Annotated in this window: 18 protein-coding genes; 8 read left to right on the top strand and 10 right to left on the bottom strand. The window is 56.5% G+C overall.

The window, feature by feature from the left end:
- Window positions 1-174: 174 nt before the first annotated feature.
- The gene (locus IE099_RS02980; protein ID WP_189567220.1) at window positions 175-933 is read left to right on the top strand and encodes an N-acetylmuramoyl-L-alanine amidase family protein; all 759 of its coding nucleotides are present in this window, start codon (window positions 175-177) and stop codon (window positions 931-933) included.
- A gap of 389 nt (window positions 934-1322) precedes the next feature.
- On the opposite strand, the gene yidC is transcribed toward IE099_RS02980, so the two are convergent.
- From yidC to IE099_RS02955, 5 genes are all read right to left on the bottom strand, one after another.
- Window positions 1323-3272, bottom strand: coding sequence for a membrane protein insertase YidC (gene yidC, locus IE099_RS02975; protein WP_189567219.1), 1950 nt, complete (start codon window positions 3270-3272; stop codon window positions 1323-1325).
- A gap of 4 nt (window positions 3273-3276) precedes the next feature.
- A complete protein-coding gene (gene yidD / locus IE099_RS02970; protein WP_189567218.1) occupies window positions 3277-3555 on the bottom strand; it encodes a membrane protein insertion efficiency factor YidD in 279 nt (92 codons plus the stop codon).
- A gap of 87 nt (window positions 3556-3642) precedes the next feature.
- Window positions 3643-4446: an alpha/beta hydrolase gene (locus IE099_RS02965; protein WP_189567217.1), complete on the bottom strand. Its 804-nt coding sequence runs from the start codon at window positions 4444-4446 to the stop codon at window positions 3643-3645.
- 1 nt (window position 4447) lies between these two features.
- The gene (locus tag IE099_RS02960; protein WP_189567216.1) at window positions 4448-4909 is read right to left on the bottom strand and encodes a hypothetical protein; all 462 of its coding nucleotides are present in this window, start codon (window positions 4907-4909) and stop codon (window positions 4448-4450) included.
- Window positions 4910-4939: 30 nt separating this feature from the next.
- Window positions 4940-5113 (bottom strand): hypothetical protein, encoded by a 174-nt coding sequence (locus IE099_RS02955; RefSeq protein WP_189567215.1) that lies wholly within the window; start codon window positions 5111-5113, stop codon window positions 4940-4942.
- 93 nt (window positions 5114-5206) lie between these two features.
- On the opposite strand from IE099_RS02955, the gene IE099_RS02950 reads away from it, so the two are divergent.
- Window positions 5207-6151 carry an AAA family ATPase gene (locus IE099_RS02950; RefSeq protein WP_189567213.1) on the top strand — a complete coding sequence of 315 codons (945 nt, stop codon included), beginning with the start codon at window positions 5207-5209 and terminating at the stop codon, window positions 6149-6151.
- 88 nt (window positions 6152-6239) lie between these two features.
- A complete protein-coding gene (locus IE099_RS02945) occupies window positions 6240-6704 on the top strand; it encodes an FxsA family protein (RefSeq protein WP_189567211.1) in 465 nt (154 codons plus the stop codon).
- A gap of 5 nt (window positions 6705-6709) precedes the next feature.
- On the opposite strand, the gene IE099_RS02940 is transcribed toward IE099_RS02945, so the two are convergent.
- The 4 genes from IE099_RS02940 to ilvC form a co-directional block, all read right to left on the bottom strand.
- Window positions 6710-8164 carry a DUF1501 domain-containing protein gene (locus tag IE099_RS02940; RefSeq protein ID WP_189567209.1) on the bottom strand — a complete coding sequence of 485 codons (1455 nt, stop codon included), beginning with the start codon at window positions 8162-8164 and terminating at the stop codon, window positions 6710-6712.
- 4 nt (window positions 8165-8168) lie between these two features.
- Window positions 8169-11369 carry a DUF1553 domain-containing protein gene (locus IE099_RS02935; RefSeq protein WP_189567207.1) on the bottom strand — a complete coding sequence of 1067 codons (3201 nt, stop codon included), beginning with the start codon at window positions 11367-11369 and terminating at the stop codon, window positions 8169-8171.
- A gap of 223 nt (window positions 11370-11592) precedes the next feature.
- Complete coding sequence (locus tag IE099_RS02930) at window positions 11593-13191, bottom strand: MFS transporter (RefSeq protein WP_229809362.1); 1599 nt, start codon at window positions 13189-13191, stop codon at window positions 11593-11595.
- A 260-nt stretch (window positions 13192-13451) separates the two neighbouring features.
- Entirely contained in the window at window positions 13452-14501 is a 1050-nt protein-coding gene (ilvC, locus tag IE099_RS02925; RefSeq protein ID WP_189567203.1) for a ketol-acid reductoisomerase, read from the bottom strand.
- Window positions 14502-14691: 190 nt separating this feature from the next.
- Between ilvC and IE099_RS02920 the strand changes: the two genes are divergently transcribed.
- On the top strand, window positions 14692-14970 hold the full coding sequence (locus tag IE099_RS02920) for a hypothetical protein (RefSeq protein WP_189567201.1): 279 nt from the start codon (window positions 14692-14694) through the stop codon (window positions 14968-14970).
- A 338-nt stretch (window positions 14971-15308) separates the two neighbouring features.
- Window positions 15309-15566 carry a hypothetical protein gene (locus IE099_RS02915; protein WP_189567199.1) on the top strand — a complete coding sequence of 86 codons (258 nt, stop codon included), beginning with the start codon at window positions 15309-15311 and terminating at the stop codon, window positions 15564-15566.
- Between the two features lie 56 nt (window positions 15567-15622).
- Here the strand turns inward: IE099_RS02915 and murI are convergent, their stop codons facing one another.
- Window positions 15623-16420, bottom strand: coding sequence for a glutamate racemase (gene murI / locus IE099_RS02910; protein WP_189567197.1), 798 nt, complete (start codon window positions 16418-16420; stop codon window positions 15623-15625).
- A 459-nt stretch (window positions 16421-16879) separates the two neighbouring features.
- Between murI and IE099_RS02905 the strand changes: the two genes are divergently transcribed.
- The 3 genes from IE099_RS02905 (at window position 16880) to IE099_RS02895 (ending at window position 18459) form a co-directional block, all read left to right on the top strand.
- Complete coding sequence (locus IE099_RS02905) at window positions 16880-17149, top strand: hypothetical protein (protein WP_189567195.1); 270 nt, start codon at window positions 16880-16882, stop codon at window positions 17147-17149.
- 218 nt (window positions 17150-17367) lie between these two features.
- Entirely contained in the window at window positions 17368-17952 is a 585-nt protein-coding gene (locus IE099_RS02900; RefSeq protein WP_229809361.1) for an HNH endonuclease, read from the top strand.
- Window positions 17953-17973: 21 nt separating this feature from the next.
- Window positions 17974-18459: a DUF2726 domain-containing protein gene (locus IE099_RS02895; RefSeq protein WP_189567191.1), complete on the top strand. Its 486-nt coding sequence runs from the start codon at window positions 17974-17976 to the stop codon at window positions 18457-18459.
- Window positions 18460-18835: the final 376 nt, after the last annotated feature.

The raw sequence follows: 18835 nt of genomic DNA, 5'->3' as shown, positions 1-18835 counted from the left end.
TAGAAGCAAATGGCACTGAATCGCCCGTGCCGTTGCACCGACAACAGCATCACCCAACAATTTCGCTTTCGCTTCTCTCTCTCTTCTGGAAATGTCCCGATGATGAAACGACAGAGGCGCTTCCATACTCGACACCATACCCCACTTGGACTGCGCTTCTCGAGAGCTTTTCGAGTGGCTTCCCTACCTCTTTCCCTGCTCGCGTTTGCCCTTCTCGCCAATTCGTGCGGCCCTTCCGGAAGCGTGGGAATCCCTGCCAGCGATGGTGAATCCCTCACTCGGGATGAATGGGGGCATCGGCCCGGACCCAAGGGCTTCCGAACCGTCATCATTGATGCCGGCCACGGCGGACAGGATAGCGGAGCCGTTTCTCGCTCTACGGGAGATCGAGAAAAAGACCTCGCTCTGGATACAGCCAAAAGGCTTCGCTCAAAATTAAGCAAAGACTTCGAGGTGATTATGCTTCGGGAAGGCGACCGCTTCATCGATCTCGACGAACGAGTTCGCCTGGCCAGCCAACGTGATGGCGCCATCCTACTCAGTCTCCACTACAACTCCACCGGAAGCGGAACTGGTTCCACCCGCGGGCCAGAAACCTACTACTGGCGCGTCGACTCCCACGGACTCGCCACCCGCATTCAGGACAATTTGGAAGCAACGGTGCCATCCAAGCGAGGAAATTTGGGGCTCCGTCGTCGGCGGCTCCGTCTCACCCGCAATCCCGATGTTCCCAGTGTGCTCATCGAGTTTGGCTACCTTTCCAACGCGGCCGAAGCCAAGCTCTGCGCTTCTCCCACCTATAGGGAACGGTTGGCCCAGACCGTCGCAGACGCCGTGAAGACGCAAGCCCGGCTCGGCGATCAAGGCACCGGTCCCAGACCGAAGCCCCTATGGCAACCCCCATCCCGCCCCACCGATCCTCCGGGCTCATGATAGGGTAGTTTTTGCAAAAGTTCTCAAAGCGCTGGCGGAACCGGGGTCAGCCCGCCCATGAACGCCGTCCAGTTTCCCTTCACTTTCCGGCACCTTGCCGTGCTCTCGAGGAATGCCCGAGCATTCAGGTCGTAAGGTATTGGCAATGAAAAGAAATCTCGAATCATGCTCGGTGCCAGAAAAGAGGTTCCCTCTTCGGTCGTGAAGAATTCGGAGACGATGGGCTTCCTCCCCTTTTCCTCAAGTATATCGAGATTGAATTGAGTGTCCCACCTCATCCACCCTTTAGGGAACAAAGCTTGGGTCGCCTCCCAAGTCTTTTTACGGTGATTCCCCCCGCTTACCCTTCAGGCCCGCGAGAGGAGAATGAGCTTCCGCTTGGCTGGAGATCAACCGCCCAATTTCGGACCGCGTGGTTTCTTGGGCTTCTTGGTGGCGGGCTGGCTGCCTTGGCCGGGCTTTTTCCCCTGCTTCTGGAGGCGCTGGGCTTCTTCAGCCTTTTCCGCAAATTTCTCCATGAGGGTCTTTTTGCCGGGTTTGCGCTTCTTGAGGTCAACTTCGGGCTGACGCTGCATCCACCAGGTTTGACCAATGGAGAAGATGTTCTGCGCGGTCCAGTAAAGGGCCAGAGCGGACGCGAAGTTGTAACAGAAGAAGAAGAACATGAAGGGCATCAACATGAAGATGCGGCGCTGCATGGGGTCCCCGGTCTTGGGGGTGAGCTGCATTTGGATGAACATGGTCACCATCATTAGCAGGGGCAAAAGGTTCACTGGCACAGGGTCACCGAGGAAGGGCAGGCCGAAGGGCAGTTCATAAACAGTGTCGGGCAGGGCGAGGTCATCGACCCACAGGAACTGGGCCCCACGAAGTTCCACCGCCGAGCGCAGCATGGAGTAGAATCCGAAGAAGATGGGAATCTGCGCAAACATCGGCAAACAGCCGCCCACCGGGTTGATATCATACTCCTTGTAGAGCTTCATCGTCTCGGTCTGCACTTTCTGCGGATCGTCGGGATACTTTTCCTTCATCTCAGCCATCATCGGCTGCAGCTTGGACATCCGCTTCATGGTCTTGGTCGAGGCGTTGTGCAGCGGCCAGATGATGATACGAATGGTGAAGGTCACGAGGATGATGGCGAATCCCCAGGCCCACTTGTCGGCGAACTTGGAGAAAATGCTATCGTGGTAAAAGTTGAGCAACCAGTTGAGAGGGCGGCTAATCAGAGAGAACCAGCCATAGTGCATCACGTCACCGCGACCCTCGCCGAGTTGGCGAACCACCTTATTGTCCTTGGGCCCCATGAAAATCTCATACTGGAGAGACTCCCGGTCGCCGGGCTCCAGGACTTCGTCGGGAAGTGACCACGCCATGCTGATGAAGCGCTTCTTCCCGCCTCCACCGGTCTTTTCCAGACTCATCTCCGGTGCCTTGGCCCAGATGGTCGCGTCGGCCGGCTTCTTTTTACTGACCAAAGTGGCAAAGAACTGGTTGGAAACCCCGGCATAGAGAACGTCGGACTCAAGCTCCTCGTAGCGATCGCGCGGCCCACGCAGGAACCCTTTTCCAAACCAATTGGTGCCCTTGAACTTCAGCTTCTTGCTATAGGAAAAGAATCCCGTTCCGCGCAAATCTTCTCCCTTGAAGAGCGGTCCGGCAGAACCGGCGTGAATGCCATATCGCTTGAGCGAAATGTTGCCGGCTTCGTTGCTGTTCTTGAGCTTAACGGTCAGGTCGATGAGGTATTCACTCGCCTCGTTGGTCTTTTCCACCAGCGTCCAGGTCTTGGCAATGGTCAGGCCCCCGGGCGTCGTGGCCCCGTAGGTCACGCTTTTGTCGTCCTGACTGACAACGATGTAGTCCAGCCCCAGCGCACCGTCCACTCCCCCGTCGACCAGAGCTCCGATGGCGGAGTCACCGTAACGATTCAGATGAACCAATTTCGGGTTGGCGATCTCCTCTTCACTGAGCTTCTTGCGCTCGCCGGCGACCACTACGGCCTTCTGGTCCTTAAACTCGGCATACTTGATGCCGCCGCCCTTGTTGGTGAGCACAAATGCGACCTTGTCGGTCTCGAGGCGAATCTCCTGCTCCGGCAACTTGGCGGTCGCTGCCGGGGTGCCAGCGGACTCAGCGCCAGCTTCCCCAATGTCTCCGTCCTCCACATCGTCGCCTTCCAAGGCGCGGCGTTCGGCTTCCTCCTTCTCTTTCTGGAGGGCGAGTTCCTTCTTAGCAGCTTGCTCCTCCAGAAACTCCTTTCGTTCGATGCCACTATAATAGAGGTGAGCTGCGAATAAAATTCCGCAAATCAGCAGGCCAAAAATTCCCTTGCGATCCATAATATCAATCCGGTGTGCCGTTTGGTGAAGATTCTCCGGTAGCGGAGCCCTTCGGCGGCGGGACGGGGTCATAACCAAACCCACCCCATGGATGACAGCGCAAAATCCGTTTTATCCCGATCCAGGCCCCTTTTCCGCTGCCATGCTTGTCAATTGCTTCCAAAAAATACGCCGAACAAGACGGATCGTAGCGACAGGTCCCCTTGCCACCACTCGCCCAATGTAGAAATGGCCGAAGGAAAAGCCGGTAACCGTGAACGAGACCCTTGAGAACGAATTTCACCTGAGCCCTTCTTTGAACTGCATTCCGCCCGAGGTCACGGACAAAGCTTACAGCCCAATCCTCTCCCCCGCCCGGAATCGCACTTCTCTAACGCTCGATCCGGCTCCAGAATTCCTCAATCGCCTCCACAACCGCCTGATTGGCGAGGGCCCAGAGGTCATTGTGACCAACGCCCTTCAAACCCAGCATTTCTTTCGGCCCGGAGTGCTTTTCGTAGAGAGCGATCCCGTGCTCATGGGGGATCACCTCATCGGCATCGCCATGGATGACCAACAGAGGCATCTCGATCTTGCCCATCCGCTTGAGATTATCAAATCGGTCCCAGGGCAGAACCTTGACCTTGGTGATGACCCGGAAGGCGGACTTGAAAGGCGAAATCAAAACCAGCCCCGCCCCCTTCCCTTCTTCTGCCAGATAGGAAGCTGAACCACCTCCCACCGATTGCCCCACCAACACAATCATTTCAGGCGGGACCCCTTGTTCCTTGGTGAGAAAGTCATAGGCCGCATCCGCCGAGCGATAGGCTCCCTGTTCATTCGGTTTTCCCTTCGAATGCCCATATCCCGGATAATCGTAGACCATCACTCCAAATCCCTGTCGCGAGAACAACGAAGCAACTTCGCCCACCGAACCCGCGTCCTCCGCGTTGCCGTGAGCCCACAACAAGGTCGGGGCTCCAGCTTCGGAGGCCGGCCGATAAATCCCACTGAATTCCTTAGCCACCCCAAACTGCACCACCCCCTCGTCGGTCAGGGAGTAGCTCGCGGGTGGCGGCATGAAGATCATCCGATCCGCCATTGTGCAGGCAAAGAGCATCAAGGTTCCATAACCGACCGCCAGCAATCTGAGAACGCGGTAGACCCGATACTGACAGCTGCCTTTCTTAAACATCCTATTCAGTCGCCAGCGCTTTGGCCCGGGTTACGGATTCCTCGCTCAACTTGTCGGCGGTTGTCCGGATGGTTTTGCCTGCCGCAGTCTCGAAAACAAAGGTCGCGTCATCCTCAATGGCAACCAACTTGGCCTCGATGGCGGAGCCTGCCGCGCTTTGCCATTTCTCAATTTTGGCATCCGCGATCTTCACCACCTTTCCTGCCTGAATGAAAGTCCCCTCACTCATGGCCGATCGCACTCCGGCCTTCGCATCCTTGAAAATGGCGCTCCAGTTTTTTCCCAATAGCTCTTCATGATTATAGGCGCCAAAGCTTTCGCTCAAAGACGGATTCATCACAAAGACCTTGGGGGTCACGCCCGCCTTACCCTTCACCACCGCACGGACCGATGCCGGCAAGGCGAGGACTTCCGAGGGATCAACGGCCACCGCTTGCGACCAACCGAGAACTTCTTTGCTCACCAACGAACTGATGGTGCCTGGGCAAGTCACTCAGGTCTCGGGCTGGGTTTTGATGGCCACGACCAGGACCACCGGCTTGTTGGATTCCTTGGCCTTCTGCTGCGCTTTTTCCAACTCGCTGATACTCATGACCCCTTGAGGAATCTCGTAGGCGCCAGCGCAAGCAACCAAGAGGAGAAACAGGGAAAAAATGAACTTTGCCATAACCCCCAACCTAACGACTCCTCCTGACTTCGCAAGCTTCGGAGCCAAAAGACATTGCGCCGGCCCTGATACGCCTCCAAGCTTCCCGCACACATGACGACTGCCGAGGCCACGAGCATCCTCCATCAAATCGAAGCCGCCATTTCCACCGTAATCCGGGGACAAGACGAGGCCGTCCGCCAGGTTCTGGCCTGTTTGGTCGGCGGCGGTCACCTGCTCCTCGAGGACTACCCCGGCACAGGAAAAACCACCCTCGCCAAAGCATTGGCCCAAGCGGTGGGCGGGATGAGCTTCAAGCGCCTCCAGTTCACCCCCGACCTCCTTCCTTCCGACGTGCTCGGGGTTTCCATCTTTGACCCCTCCAAATCCGAGTTTAGCTTTCACCACGGCCCCATCTTCACCGACCTCCTCCTCGCCGACGAGATCAACCGCGCTTCCCCCCGGACCCAATCGGCCCTGCTCGAAGCGATGGCAGAGGGTCAGACCACCATTGAAGGCCGCCATTATGACTTGGGAGAACTCTTTTTCGTAGTAGCCACCCAGAACCCGGTCGAATTCCGAGGCACCTACCCCCTCCCCGAGGCCCAGATGGACCGCTTCGCCATGCAGTGTGACCTGGGCTACCTCTCCGTCGAAGAGGAAGTCGCCCTCCTGACCGAGCAGCAGACGGCCCACCCCTTGGACCAGCTGACCTCTGTTTGCAGCCGGGAGGACCTTCTGGCTGTGCGCAAACTGGCAAGGGCTGTCACCATCACCGACGAGGTTCGGCACTATATCGTTAGTCTGGTCAATGCCACCCGCAAGGCAGACAAAGTCAAGCTGCCCGCCTCTCCGCGGGCCTCGCTGGCGCTCATGCATACCGCCCAAGCCATGGCCCTCCTCAATGGCCAGGACTTCGTGACTCCCGAACTCATCCAGAAGCTGGCAGTCCCCGTCATCGCACACCGTCTGGTCCTCGAGCCCGACGCCAAGTTCGCCGGACTCACCAACATCTCCATCGTGGAGCAGATTCTCGCCGACACCCCCGTCCCGGTTTAGACCCGATTCCAAAATTGGGGTGACTTTCCATTTTGCAAAGGCCCCATTCCGCAGGAGACTGCTGCTGGAACTACCTGTTCTCCCAATCATGTTCGGACGTCTACTTCTCCTCTTCATCCTCGTTCCCATCATCGAACTCTCTCTGTTCATGCTCTTGGGGAAACACCTGGGCCTGGGGACCACTCTCTTCATCATTGTGGTGACCGCCTTTATCGGAGCGGCTCTCACAAAATCCCAGGGGGGCAAGGCCCTCGCAAACTTTCAGAATGCCCTCTCCATGGGCAAGATGCCGCACAAGGAGATGGTCGACGGCTTGCTCATCCTCATTGCGGGCGCGGTTCTCCTCACCCCGGGATTCCTGACTGATACCGTTGGCTTTCTCCTTCTTCTTCCTCCTGTCCGAGCGGTGATCAGGCAAGTTCTCACCGACAAGCTCGCCAAGAAGGTTCACGTCTCCGTCGGTGGAAACCCCCTCGATCCGGACTTCGATCCCCTTCCGGAACAAGAAGGAGAATCGGCAAAGTCCGTCTCGGGAAAAGTCATCGATATCTAGCGCTCCTACGCCAGAATATCCTTCACCACTTTGGCTGGCTCAACCCCGGTGAGTCGCTGATCGAGGCCCTGATACTTGTAGGACATTCGCTCGTGGTCGATGCCGAGCTGATGGAGAATGGTCGCGTGCAAGTCACGGATGTGCACTGGCTTTTCAATGATGTTGTATCCGTAGTCGTCCGTCGCTCCGTGAACCATCCCGCCCTTGATTCCACCGCCCGCCATCCAGATGGAGAATGCGCGGGGGTGGTGATCCCGGCCGTAGGTTCTTTCGTTGAGAGTGCCTTGCGAGTAAATGGTGCGGCCGAATTCTCCCCCCCAAATCACCAGAGTATCATCCAGCATTCCCCGACGCTTCAGGTCGGTGATGAGTGCATAGCACCCCTGATCGACGTCCCGGCACTGATCCGGCAGGTGCTGGGGCAAGCTGCCATGCTGATCCCAACCACGGTGAAAAATCTGCACAAAGCGCACTCCGCGTTCCAAGAGCCGACGCCCCATCAGAGCTGAACTCGCGAAAGTCCCCGCCTTGCGACTATCCTCGCCATAGAGCTCGAAAGACGACTCCGGCTCGCTGGACAGATCGGTCAACTCAGGCACCGAGGCCTGCATGCGGAAGGCCATTTCATATTGTTGAATCCGGGTCTGGATATTCGGATCCCCCACCAACTGGAGGGACTCCTGATTGAGCTTCGCCAGGCCATCGAGCATATGACGCCGGGTCGCCCGATCGATGCCCGGAGCATCGCGCAAATAGAGCACCGGATCTCCCACCGAACGCAACTCGACCCCCGCATACTTGCCCGGCAGATAGCCGGAGCCCCACAGACGATTCGAGATCGCCTGCACGTTGGCCGCCGGGTTGCTGTGCTTGGCATGCAAGACCACGAAGGATGGCAGGTTTTCATTGCTACTGCCCAAGCCATAGCTCAGCCAAGACCCCAGCGAAGCCTTCCCCGCCACCTGATTTCCGGTAAAGCAAAGTTGATTCGCCGGCTCGTGGTTGATGGCCTCGGTATACATTGACCGAATCACGCAAAGCTCGTCCACCACCTTGCCGGTGTATGGAAAGAGCTCGCTGACATCGATGCCGCTCTTGCCCATCTTCTCGAACTCGAAGGCCGAAGGCGCGAGTGGAAAGGTGGACTGCCCGGCGGTCATCCCCGTCAGACGCTCACCCTGCTCCTTGAGATAACCCGTGAGGTCTTTCTTAAACTCGGATCTGAGGTGGGGCTTGGGATCCCAAGTCTCCATCTGGGCCGGAGCTCCTACCATGGAAAGGTAAATTGCCCGCTTGGCTTTGGGCGCGATGGCTCGAAAGTCGAACTCGGGTTCAGCCCCAATGGAAAGAGCTTCCCGAGGCAGCATGGAGGCTAGCGCGGCCACGCCCAATCCGGTCCCGCCCTTGCGGAAAAACTGACGGCGGGAGACTTGGGCGTTGTAATCTTCAATGGAATTCATGGCGCTATTTCGTGATGGTTTCGTCGAGGTTCAAGACTTGGGAGGCGAGCACGGTCCACGTGGCTAACTCGGACGGATTCAGGTTCGGGTCGGCCTTGCTGGCCCCCACCCCGATCAACTCGCTCGCACGGGCTGGGTCCTGTTGGAATCCGGCTTCGATGGGCTGGAAACTCTCTTTCAAGATGACCAGCTCTTTCTCCCCGGCTTCCCGAGCTAACAAGGACTTGTAGATAAACCGGACCCGCCCCTCAAAATCCGACTCCTCCTTCATCGCATTCTCAGCAAGACGGCGGGAAGCTTCCACAAACTGCGGATCGTTCATCAGCACGAAGGCCTGCAGAGGAGTATTGGTCCGGCTCCGTCGCACACAGAAAGTCTCCCGCGAAGGCGCGTCAAAGAGGTCCATCGACGCAGGGGGCGCGGTCCGCTTCCAGAAGGTATAGAGCGAGCGGCGATAGAGGGCCTCCCCACTATCTTCCTTATAATATCGCGTATTGGACTGGTTCATCGCCACCGCCGACCAGACTCCTTTGGGCTGGTAGGGCTTCACCGAGGGACCCCCGAACTTTTTCACTAACAATCCCGAGGCACTCAAAGCCAAATCACGGATCTGCTCCGCATCAAGCCGATAGCGCGGTCCTCGCGAAAGATAACGGTTATCCGGATCACTCTCCAATTGCTCGGGCGTGGTATGACCCGACTGTTGATAGGTCGCGGAGGAGACGATCAGGCGAATCATGTGCTGCAAATCCCATCCCGATTCCACAAACTCCACCGCCAGCCAATCCAAAAGCTGCGGATGGGTTGGCCGGGCGCCCATGATGCCGAAGTCTTCTGTCGTTTCGACAATTCCCGTTCCGAAAAAGTAATACCAAAGCCGGTTCACGGTGACGCGGGCAGGGAGTGGATTCTCGGGAGAGACCAGCCAGTCCGCCAGAGCCAGACGATCCGCTCGCACCCCACTCGGCAATTGCGGCAGGATCTCAGGCACTGCGGCCGGGACCTTCTGCGCCTTCTGACGGTAATCTCCCCGCGTCAAGACGTGGGCGTAGGCTTCCTGATCCTTCCGGTCGTCCATTACCAAAGTGACCGATCCACGAGCCCGAATCCTAGCCATCTCCTTTTCCAGCTCCGCAAGCTCACGCTGCAGGGTCTGATAGGGCTCGTCGTGATTGGTCAGGAAGTAGGTCTTCAGTGTCCTGCGCTGCCTCTCGGTCATCTTGTCGAGAGGGACAGTGGCAGCCACCTCCAGGGGGACGTAGTCCACCAACTCGGCCAACTGCTGCAACTCGGTTTCCGGCAGAATTCGGTCGTAGATTCGGAAGTCCTGAATCGCGGCCTGTCCTCCGGAAAGCTTCTGTCCATGGGAACGGGCGCCCAGTCGCAGAGGCTGCCCCGTCACGAAACTGTCCGCGGCGCTATTGGGACTGGTGGAGCTCGCCGTCAGCTTCCCGTTCAGATACATCTTCACCCGGCTGCCAGGCTTCTGCGAACCATCATAAGTCACCATCACGTGGTGCCACTTTTTAGGTTCAAGCACTTCCTTGGAAACAATCTTATGGGCCTTGTTGGTCCACTCATCGATCAAGTGAGAGGCCAGACGACCATCCTGCATCCAGAAGTCCCAACCCCGGAACTTCCTCTGCTCGTCCATCTTCGCAATGACCGGTCCATTCGCCTTGCCCTCGGTGTAGATCAGCATTCCATAGGAGAACTGACCCTTGGCATCCATCCCTCCGACATCGCCGAGGGAAACCCCGGAATCATTCACCCAAGTCGCTGGACCCAAAGGCCCATCCACGAACTTGCGATTGGGGGCTGGCCAATTTTTCATCTGCCCCTGGACCAAACCGTCGATGGTTGGCCCCTTCGCATCCAATGGCAAATTGAAGATGAGACCCTGACTGGAATCCACCTTGGCAGCCACCTCATCGGCCGCGGGTCCCTCGGCTCTCAACTGCTCCGCCCAAGAGGCAAAGTCACTCTCCACAGACGTCAGGCGGTCTTCGGCTTCCTTCTTTTTCGCCTGATAGGCCGCTTGAACCTCCTCCCACCGACCCCGGTCTTCCAAGGCAGTGACGAAGAGGTTGGGCGGATGCTCGGCATTGTTTTTATCCAACGCCGCCATCGTGGTATTGCGGAAAAAAGCGGTAAGCGAAAAGTTATCAACCTGCGTAATCGGATCGAATTTGTGGTCATGACAAGCGGCACAACCGGTGCTCAGACCGAGCCAAACCGCTGATAAAGTATCGACCCGTTCCTGCGCATAAATCGCCTCCCACTCCTCGGCAATCGCACCGCCCTCGCCAGTTGTGGCCAGACAGCGGTTGAATCCCGAGGCGATCATTTGCTCGGTCGTTGGATTTGGCATCATGTCACCCGCGATTTGCTCCCGGGTGAATTGGTCGAAGGGCATATTCTTGCGAAAGGCATCGATCACCCAGTCCCGGTAGGGCCAGATTGCGCGGTAGTTATCGATGTGGATACCGTGGGTGTCGGCATAGCGCGCCGCGTCCAGCCAGTGACGGCCGAAATGCTCGGCATACTCATCCGTGCCTAACAGAGACTCGACGGCCGCATTGGGATCATTCTTCCAATTGTCCAACTGCTCGGGCGTCGGAGGCAGCCCCGACAAATCCAAACTCAGACGACGAAGCAAACGCGCGTCCTCTTCCCGGGGATTCGCAGTCAAACCACGCTTCTCGTGCTCCGCGGCGATAAACGTGTCGATGGGATTCTGACTCCACTCGCGGCTCTCCGTACTGACCTCCGGCAAAGCGGGACGACTGGGAGCGATAAAGGACCAGTGCTCTTCATAGGGTGCCCCTTCCGCGACCCACTGCTTGAGGATCTCGATTTCCTCCTCCTTCATCGTCTTATGCGCCTTCGGCGGCGGCATGATCTCGGTCTTGTCATCGGAGATGAGACGGAGGATCAGCTCCGAGTTCTCTGGTTCCCCTTTCAAGATCACAGGCTCACCGAGGTCCTCCCGCACCTCGAAGGCATCCGCTTCCCGATCCAGCCTCAAAGGCTGTCCGCCTTTGTCAGCATTGGGAAGACGCGTGGAGCTATCAGGCCCGTGGCAATGATAGCAATACTCCGACAAAATCGGCTGCACCTGGTCATTAAAGTCAATCGGAGCCTTCTCCTGACCCGATAGCGTCGGAGTAATGAGCAGAACTAGGGGAAGAGTAAACAGTCGCATGGCTAATGTGGGTTTGAGAGCGGAAGAACACCCTTTATTCGCTTCCGTTACGGCCTTTCTTTCGCCAGAGGAAGCGTGGGAATCGGTATCCAAGCATTGTACAACCCGCAAAAGGTAACTGCCAACTAGACTTTCGTTTAGACAAAAACCTCTTTACCACTCGCAAAAAAAAGCGACCTCCCGAAGGAGGCCGCCTTTCAAAAATCAATACCGGATGAAGGGCTTAGGCCTCACCCGCATGTTCGGCTGCAGCCTTGGCCGCACTGCCGCTGCCTTCTTCCGCAATCGTCAGAGGCTTGTAGCCGCCGATCTTCTTGAAGTAGAGCAACATCCCGAGGTAGATGATCGCCATTCCAACCGGAATGAGGGAGTCCGTCCGGAGAGTGCTGCGGGCTCCGCGCACGTCGGCTTCCACCACTGCAGTCTGCTCGGGAGTTGGGGCTTCCGCACCCTTGGCTGCTTCGAGGAGCTTGCCATCGAGAGGCTGCACTTCTCCGATTCCGAAGAAAGAGCTCGGCGCACCCTCGCTCTTGTATTCTTCGTAGAGAGCCACGTTCTCAGACTTCAGCTCGTCAACCGCGTAACGGTCTTTCAAGTAACCCAAGCCAACGTTGCCGATCAGACCGGCAGACATCATGCCCACGCCACCCATCAAGCTCATCGCAACCGCACCAGTGGAAGGGAAACGGTCACCCACAACCGCCAACATGGTGGGCCAGAAGAAGGTCTTACCCACGGCATAAACAGCCACCGCACCAAGTGCGAAACCGAAGCCGCTGATGGCCGCAATCAAGTTCAGACCAATCACCGCGATGATGGCACAGGCCAAAAGAAGAGCGACTGGGCTGAGGCCAGCCTTCTTTTCGATAGTGTCCGCTGCAAAGCGCAGGGCGAACATGAGGAGGGAAGTGAAGACGAAGAGAATCTTACCCTGGGTCGGGTCAAGAATCACCCCGGTGATGTTCTGAATCCAGCCATCCGTTCCCAGCTCGACCGCACCAACCAGAACGTGGGCGATGAAGAGGAAGAAAAGAAGCACACTACCGGCATAGCCACCGGTAATCTTCAGAGTGAAACCAAAGAGTCCGATTCCCACCACGAGCGCGGCGATGGTAGGCATCACGCCTCCACCAGAAATGGTGTTCACGGTGTCACGGGCAAACAACGCGAGCATGAAGCAAACAACACCACCACTGAGATAACCGACTTCGCGGAACATTTGTGCGAAAGAAAGACCCTTCTCCGAAGCCTCCGACTTGGGATACTTCTGGCCAAGGAACATGATTCCATAAGCCAATGTAGGCACGAGGTAGAGTGCGAGCTGGATCTTCCAGTGCAAGGCGTTGTCGCCGGAGCCGAGGAACCAACCGATCAGGCCACCGATGACCATCCCCAAAGGCCAGCTGGCGTGGAGAATGTTGAGGTAATGGGTCCGCTTGTTCGGGAACAAGGTGGAGACCAAGGGGTTGGCCACCGCCTCGAGGGTGCCGTTTGCCAACGCGAAAATGAAGGTGCCCCAATAAAGGAAGTTAAATGCGACTGCGGTCGATTGGCCTTCCGTCGCGCCAAGAGTGACGAACGCTGAAATCGTATGAAAAAGGAAGGCCGCGATGACGAGTTTCGCGTAGCCGATCTTATCGACGATCAGTCCCCCGATAATGATACCGAAACAGAATCCCGTGAATCCGGCTCCCCCGATCATCCCCAATTGGGCACCCGAAAATCCGAACTCATCCGCCCAGTTGGTAAAGATACCTCCCCGGACGCCGAAACCGACTCCGGCTGCCAAGATCGCCACGAATCCTGCCCAGAGCAGTCTCATGCGATTTACTTCATTTGATTTAGTCATTTATTGTGCTGCTTATGGTTTTTTTAGGTCTTTTAGGAAAGCCTGACGCGGAGTTTGGACAAATCCTCCTTCAGCTCAAGGCAATCCTTAACGATACGCCTTCTTTACTCCTATTTTTCGGCAAACTGCCCGATTCGCGCCGAAAATAGTAAAGCCGCGCGGCCCCCACCGCGCGGCTTTGATATTGGGAGCCGGTCCCCACCGGACTACCCAAAGATTTTAAAGCGTTGTTGTTACTTTGATCCTGAAACGTAGCTGGCTTGGCTTTGACCCTTGCCAACTTTTTTGGCTCCTCCGAGCCAGCTCATCATCCCGCGAAGCTTGGTTCCCACCTTTTCGATGGGGTGCTTGGCTTCCTCGCGACGAATTGCGTTAAAGTTCTTACAGCCGTTATTATACTCTTCTGTCCACTCTTTGGCAAATTTCCCATCTTCGATGGCTTTCAACTGCTTCTGCATGCGCTTTTTCACGCTCGCATCAATAATTTTCGGGCCAACAGTGACGTCACCGTACTCTGCAGTCTCGGAAATGGAGAAGCGCATTCCTGCGATTCCACTCTCAACCATCAGATCCACGATGAGCTTCAATTCGTGTAAACATTCGAAGTAGGCCATCTCGGGCTGGTAACCAGCTTCCACGAGAGTTTCGAAGCCCGCCTTCACGAGAGCGCTCGCGCCCCCGCAGAGAACAACCTGCTCACCGAAGAGGTCGGTAACGGTTTCTTCACGGAAATTTGTTTCGAAAACACCCGCGCGGGTGCCGCCGATGCCCTTGGCCCAGCCGAGAGCAATCTTGTGCGCCTTGCCGGTCGCATCCTGGTGAATGGCGATGAGAGTTGGAACGCCCTTCTTCTCAACGAACTGGCTGCGCACCGTGTGACCGGGGCCCTTGGGTGCAACCATGATGACGTCCACATCCTCGGGGACCTCAATGGTGCCAAAGTGAATGGCGAATCCATGGGAGAACAAGAGGCACTTGCCCTTGGTCAGATTCGGCGCAATGTCCTTCTCATAGACGGAAGGAATCACCGTGTCGGGAACGGCAACGAAAATAACGTCCGCAGCAGCCACCGCTTCAGCCGTGTCCATCACCTCGAAACCGAGCTTCTGGGCCACTTCGCGGGACTTGGACTTGGCGTAAAGGCCAATCACGACATCGCAGCCGCTGTCTTTAAGGTTGAGAGCGTGTGCGTGCCCTTGGGAACCAAAACCGATGACGGCGAGCTTCTTTCGCTTGATGGAGGAGAGGTTCGCGTCTTTGTCTGTATAAATTTTTGCTGCCATGCTTACGGTGAAAGGAGGCGCAGGCTGCACACCTCTGGCTCTATCGTCAAGCAGACAAACCCCCTATCTGCTAAGAAGTTTGGGTCCAGCCAGAACCCACCCAACCCTTTTCGAGGTTCTTTCGTGACATTTCATCCCTCCAGGATCGCCCTCCGACCCGCCTGTTGATAAACTTTTCTTAACAACAAGCATGGACTCCCAATCTGATAACAACTCCCTGACCAAGGACGCAATTCGGCGTGGATTGTTAAAAAATCCTGCTGCTCCGAAAGGCCCGGTTCAATTCCGTTCATGGAAAGAACAGACCATTCCACCACTCGAGAACCAACCCGGGAACGCCCCTCTTTCCGCCAAGAAACGTCGCAAGAATCACTCCCTCTGGCACAACCGCGACCTCCGGCTCATCCTCGCCGTCGCCCTCACCGCTTCAGTCGCTCTCGCAGTCTACTATTCCATGAAAGGACTCTAGCCCCCGCCCCCTTCACAACCCCTAACAACCACTGTTAGAATCCCATTCCACAATGGCGGGAGCTCCAGCCAACGCACCCCTCCTTGAGCAGTCCCACTGCTCCAATAAAGGTTGGCGAAAACCTCCTCTCGCCCTGACTTCCCAGCCAACTGCCCCCTCCGGGACCACGCGGAACCCTCGCTCGGACACCCAAATTCTCGCCCCAATCTGTGAGGGGTTGCAGTTCGCGCTCCCCTCGAAACCAGGCTCTCCCCCCGCCCCTCAACGCCCTGCGGTAGCGGGCCTCCTCCAAGAATTAGATAGCCAAATAGACATATTTAACTTTATAGTAAAGCGTGATGAACAAAAGCACCTCGATCCCATCCAAAGAACAATCAACCACTCGTCAGCCCGATGAACTGACCATGGTTCCGACCGGCTACCACTCATGGAAGATTCAGTCCCGCGAGACCCAAAAAAAACTCGAAAAACTCAGTCGAAAAAAATTTCAGCGCTCCCATTCATTCTGGCATAGCCGCGATTTGCATCTCGTAGCCGCCTGTTTGGCCACCGCCGCACTAGTCGCAGCAGTGTATTACCTCCTGAAAAGCCCATGAAAACCGGCTCAGCGAGCCATCCATCGCCCCGAAACACCCCGCGGAACGCGGAAAGATCACCTCGCCCCCCCACCCGCCATCAGCGGCAAACCCGCAATCTGCCCCCGCACCTTCGGCAGCAGCTTTGGCAAGAGCCCCTCCATCACCTCCACGCTGCCACTCGTGTAGAAACTCACCGCGCCCTCCCTCGCCTCCGGCTCAGACCCCCGGCCCAGGACCTCCCCCACCCGACGCGCCACCGCTCCCCCCGTATCAATCAAAGTCACCTCTGGAAAAATCCGCGCAATTTCGCTCTTTAGGAAAGGATAATGCGTGCATCCCAGCACCAACACATCCGCCCCCCCCATCACCAGCGGTCCACCATACTCCCAAATCGCCTCATCCACCTCCGGCCCGCACAACGTCCCCGCCTCCACCAGCTCCACGAACTTCGGGCAAGGACTCGTCAGCACCTGACAGCCGTGACAACAGCGCTCCACCAAATCCGCAAACATCTCCCCCGTCAGACTCGCCTCCGTCGCCAAGACCCCTATCACCTGACTGCGCGTCGCCTCCACCGCCGGTTTCACCCCCGGTTCCATCCCCACAAAGGGAACCTCTGGCCAACGCTCGCGACACCACTTGATGGCCTGAATCGTCGCCGAATTGCACGCCATCACAATCACCTCCGCCCCCTCGCCTAACATAAACTCCACGATGCCCCCCACCCGCTCACGCAATACCTCCCCCGACTTCGCCCCATAGGGACAAAAAGCCGAATCCCCCACATAAACCAGATCCTCCCCCGGCAAAAGCGCCCGAATTTCCCGCAACACGGAAAGCCCCCCCACTCCGGAATCAAGAACACCAATCACCTGCCCTCCTTATAAGAACTTGGGAGGCCGTTGGGGAAATCAAATTTCCAGAACCTGCGGAAAAATCACCCTCCCGCTTCGCCAAAAACCAAACTCCAAAAACTCAAAAACCAAAGCCGAACCACTGCATCCTCCCACCACGGACCGAGGGTGCCCCCACCCGCCCCAAAGCCCCGTCCTCCCCACACCGCGAGTCTGCCACCCGCAGCCCAAACCCGTCCCCGCGAACCGCAGAAAAACCAAACTCCAAAAACCAAAGCTCTCGCCCACCTCCCGCAGGTTGCCCTCATGGTCATTCCGCCCCTCACCGCAACGCCTACAGAACGCGAGCGAGTTGTCGCGACCTCGCGCCCCTCTCTACCGCGAGCGAATCCTAGCTCAGTATGCCATCGGATTCCCAAACCAATTGCTACTTATAGTCCGTAGACCACCCCACCCGATACCCACAAGATTCCGACCGTGGATAAAATCGAAGACACCAGCACAAACAATCCTCTAGACCAAAAATTCCTCATCGAGTTCACCCGACTCGACCTCGGGCAAGTGATCGAAGGCCTTTCCTGCCGACAAGAGGAATGGCAACAAACTGCCGACTGGCATTCCGGAAAAGTATCTGAGTTCCCCGCCCACCTGAAAGAAGGCTCCAACGCCCAAGAAGCGCAATGGGTTGCCGACAATTACGCCCGAATCCTTTCTCTCATCGAAAGGCAATATCATGCACAATCTTGAGCTACGACCTACCCCTTTCGCCTAAAGGCAAACCAAGCCTTCATCTCGACAATCACCCTGACCTCTTCTAAAAGATAATTATGGCCCGCTGGACGCGAAACGAACTTCTCCAAGCATTAAACTTGTATCATCGAACTCCTTTCGGAAAGCAGCATAGCACTTACCCTCCCATTGTGAAGTTGGCTGAGAAACTAGGCCGGACACCAGGATCGGTTTCCATGAAACTCAACAATCTCACTTCGTTAGATCCGATTGAAAAGGCTCGTGGCATAAAAGGGCTCTCAGGGGCCAGCAAATTGGACCGTGAGATTTGGGATGAATTCGAGAACAACCTCCCTGCACTCGCCGAAGAGTCCGAGCCACTGTTAGAGCCTGATGCGGTGGAACCCAATGGCCCGAGCGAAGGTCTTTCGCTTACCAAGACACGCCGCCACCAATCCTTCTTTCGCCGAACGGTTTTAGAAACCTATCAGTACCTTTGCTGCATTACTGGGAACCCCCTGCCCGAATTGCTGCGAGCATCCCATATCGTTCCGTGGTCACAGTCCGAAGAACTCCGTCTCAAACCTACAAACGGACTTTGTCTTTCGGCAACCTTTGATGCAGCTTTCGACCGAGGTCTTATCTCGTTCGATGACCACTACCGCTTACTAGTTGCATCACGAATAGCCAAACAGCTCCCTAATGAAGAACTCGAAACTATTTTTCTCTCGAGAGTAGGCAAACCCCTCGCCCTCCCTGAAAAGAACCTGCCCTCCTATGAAGCCCTCGAATGGCATCGGCTGAACTTGTTCGTTAGCTAGAATCTGAGCAGATTGCGAATCATGCCCTCAAAAAGTAACAATGCAGGCTGTCTCGGCGTCTTCCTAAATTGGGGAAAATCCTTTGAACAGCCACAACCTCCCAACCTTTTTCCTTACGCCAAACAAGATAACTTCCTCTCCGCAGGTGAACTTCGTTTTTATCATATTCTGAAGCGCCTCATCCCCGAAGGCTTCACACTGATCACCAAAGTTAATCTAGCCGACCTTTTCTATGTCCCTCGTCCAAATGTGAACAAAGGTGCCCGAAACAGGATTGACCGGAAGCACGTCGACTTTGTGATCTGCGAAAGCACGTCCATGCAACCAGCTCTCGCGATCGAACTCGACGATTCATCTCATAACCGAAAAAAACGGATCGAACGAGACGCGTTCGTTGATCAAGTTTTTGCAGCGGCTGACCTTTCTCTCCTGCATATTAAAGTAGTTCAAAGTTACGACGAAGCCCAACTGGCTGAGAATATTCGGAGTCATCTTGGGAACGGCTAATTTAATTCCTCGATTTGGGAAGACTTATCTTCCTCAACGGCTGGTCGTCTCTTTTTCATCGCACCCGATCTCCATCCCGATGAATCCGATTACGACGAAGATGGGTGGCCAAGTGGGTGGCGGTGTTTGGTGGCGGAAGCTTTTCGGAGGGCGGTGGCCGGGGAGCTTTCGGATAAGGAGCTTTATCCTTATTGGGCGGCACAGGTTGCCCTGGGGTCTTTACCGGGACGGAACGACGGGGCGGGCTGAAGTCCCGCGCTCCATTGGGGTGCCCCAGCACGATGGTTTTCTTCTTCTAGCCCAACGGGCTTACGTCTTTCAGCCCGGGGTTGGCGGAGCAGCGCGAGGCCTACCCCGGGTCGTTCGTCCTCTCGCA

Source organism: Roseibacillus persicicus, assembly GCF_014651675.1.
Lineage (GTDB): Bacteria > Verrucomicrobiota > Verrucomicrobiia > Verrucomicrobiales > Akkermansiaceae > Roseibacillus > Roseibacillus persicicus.
The sequence above is the reverse complement of the archived record's forward strand: the minus strand, read 5'-3'. Positions and strand labels throughout refer to the sequence as shown.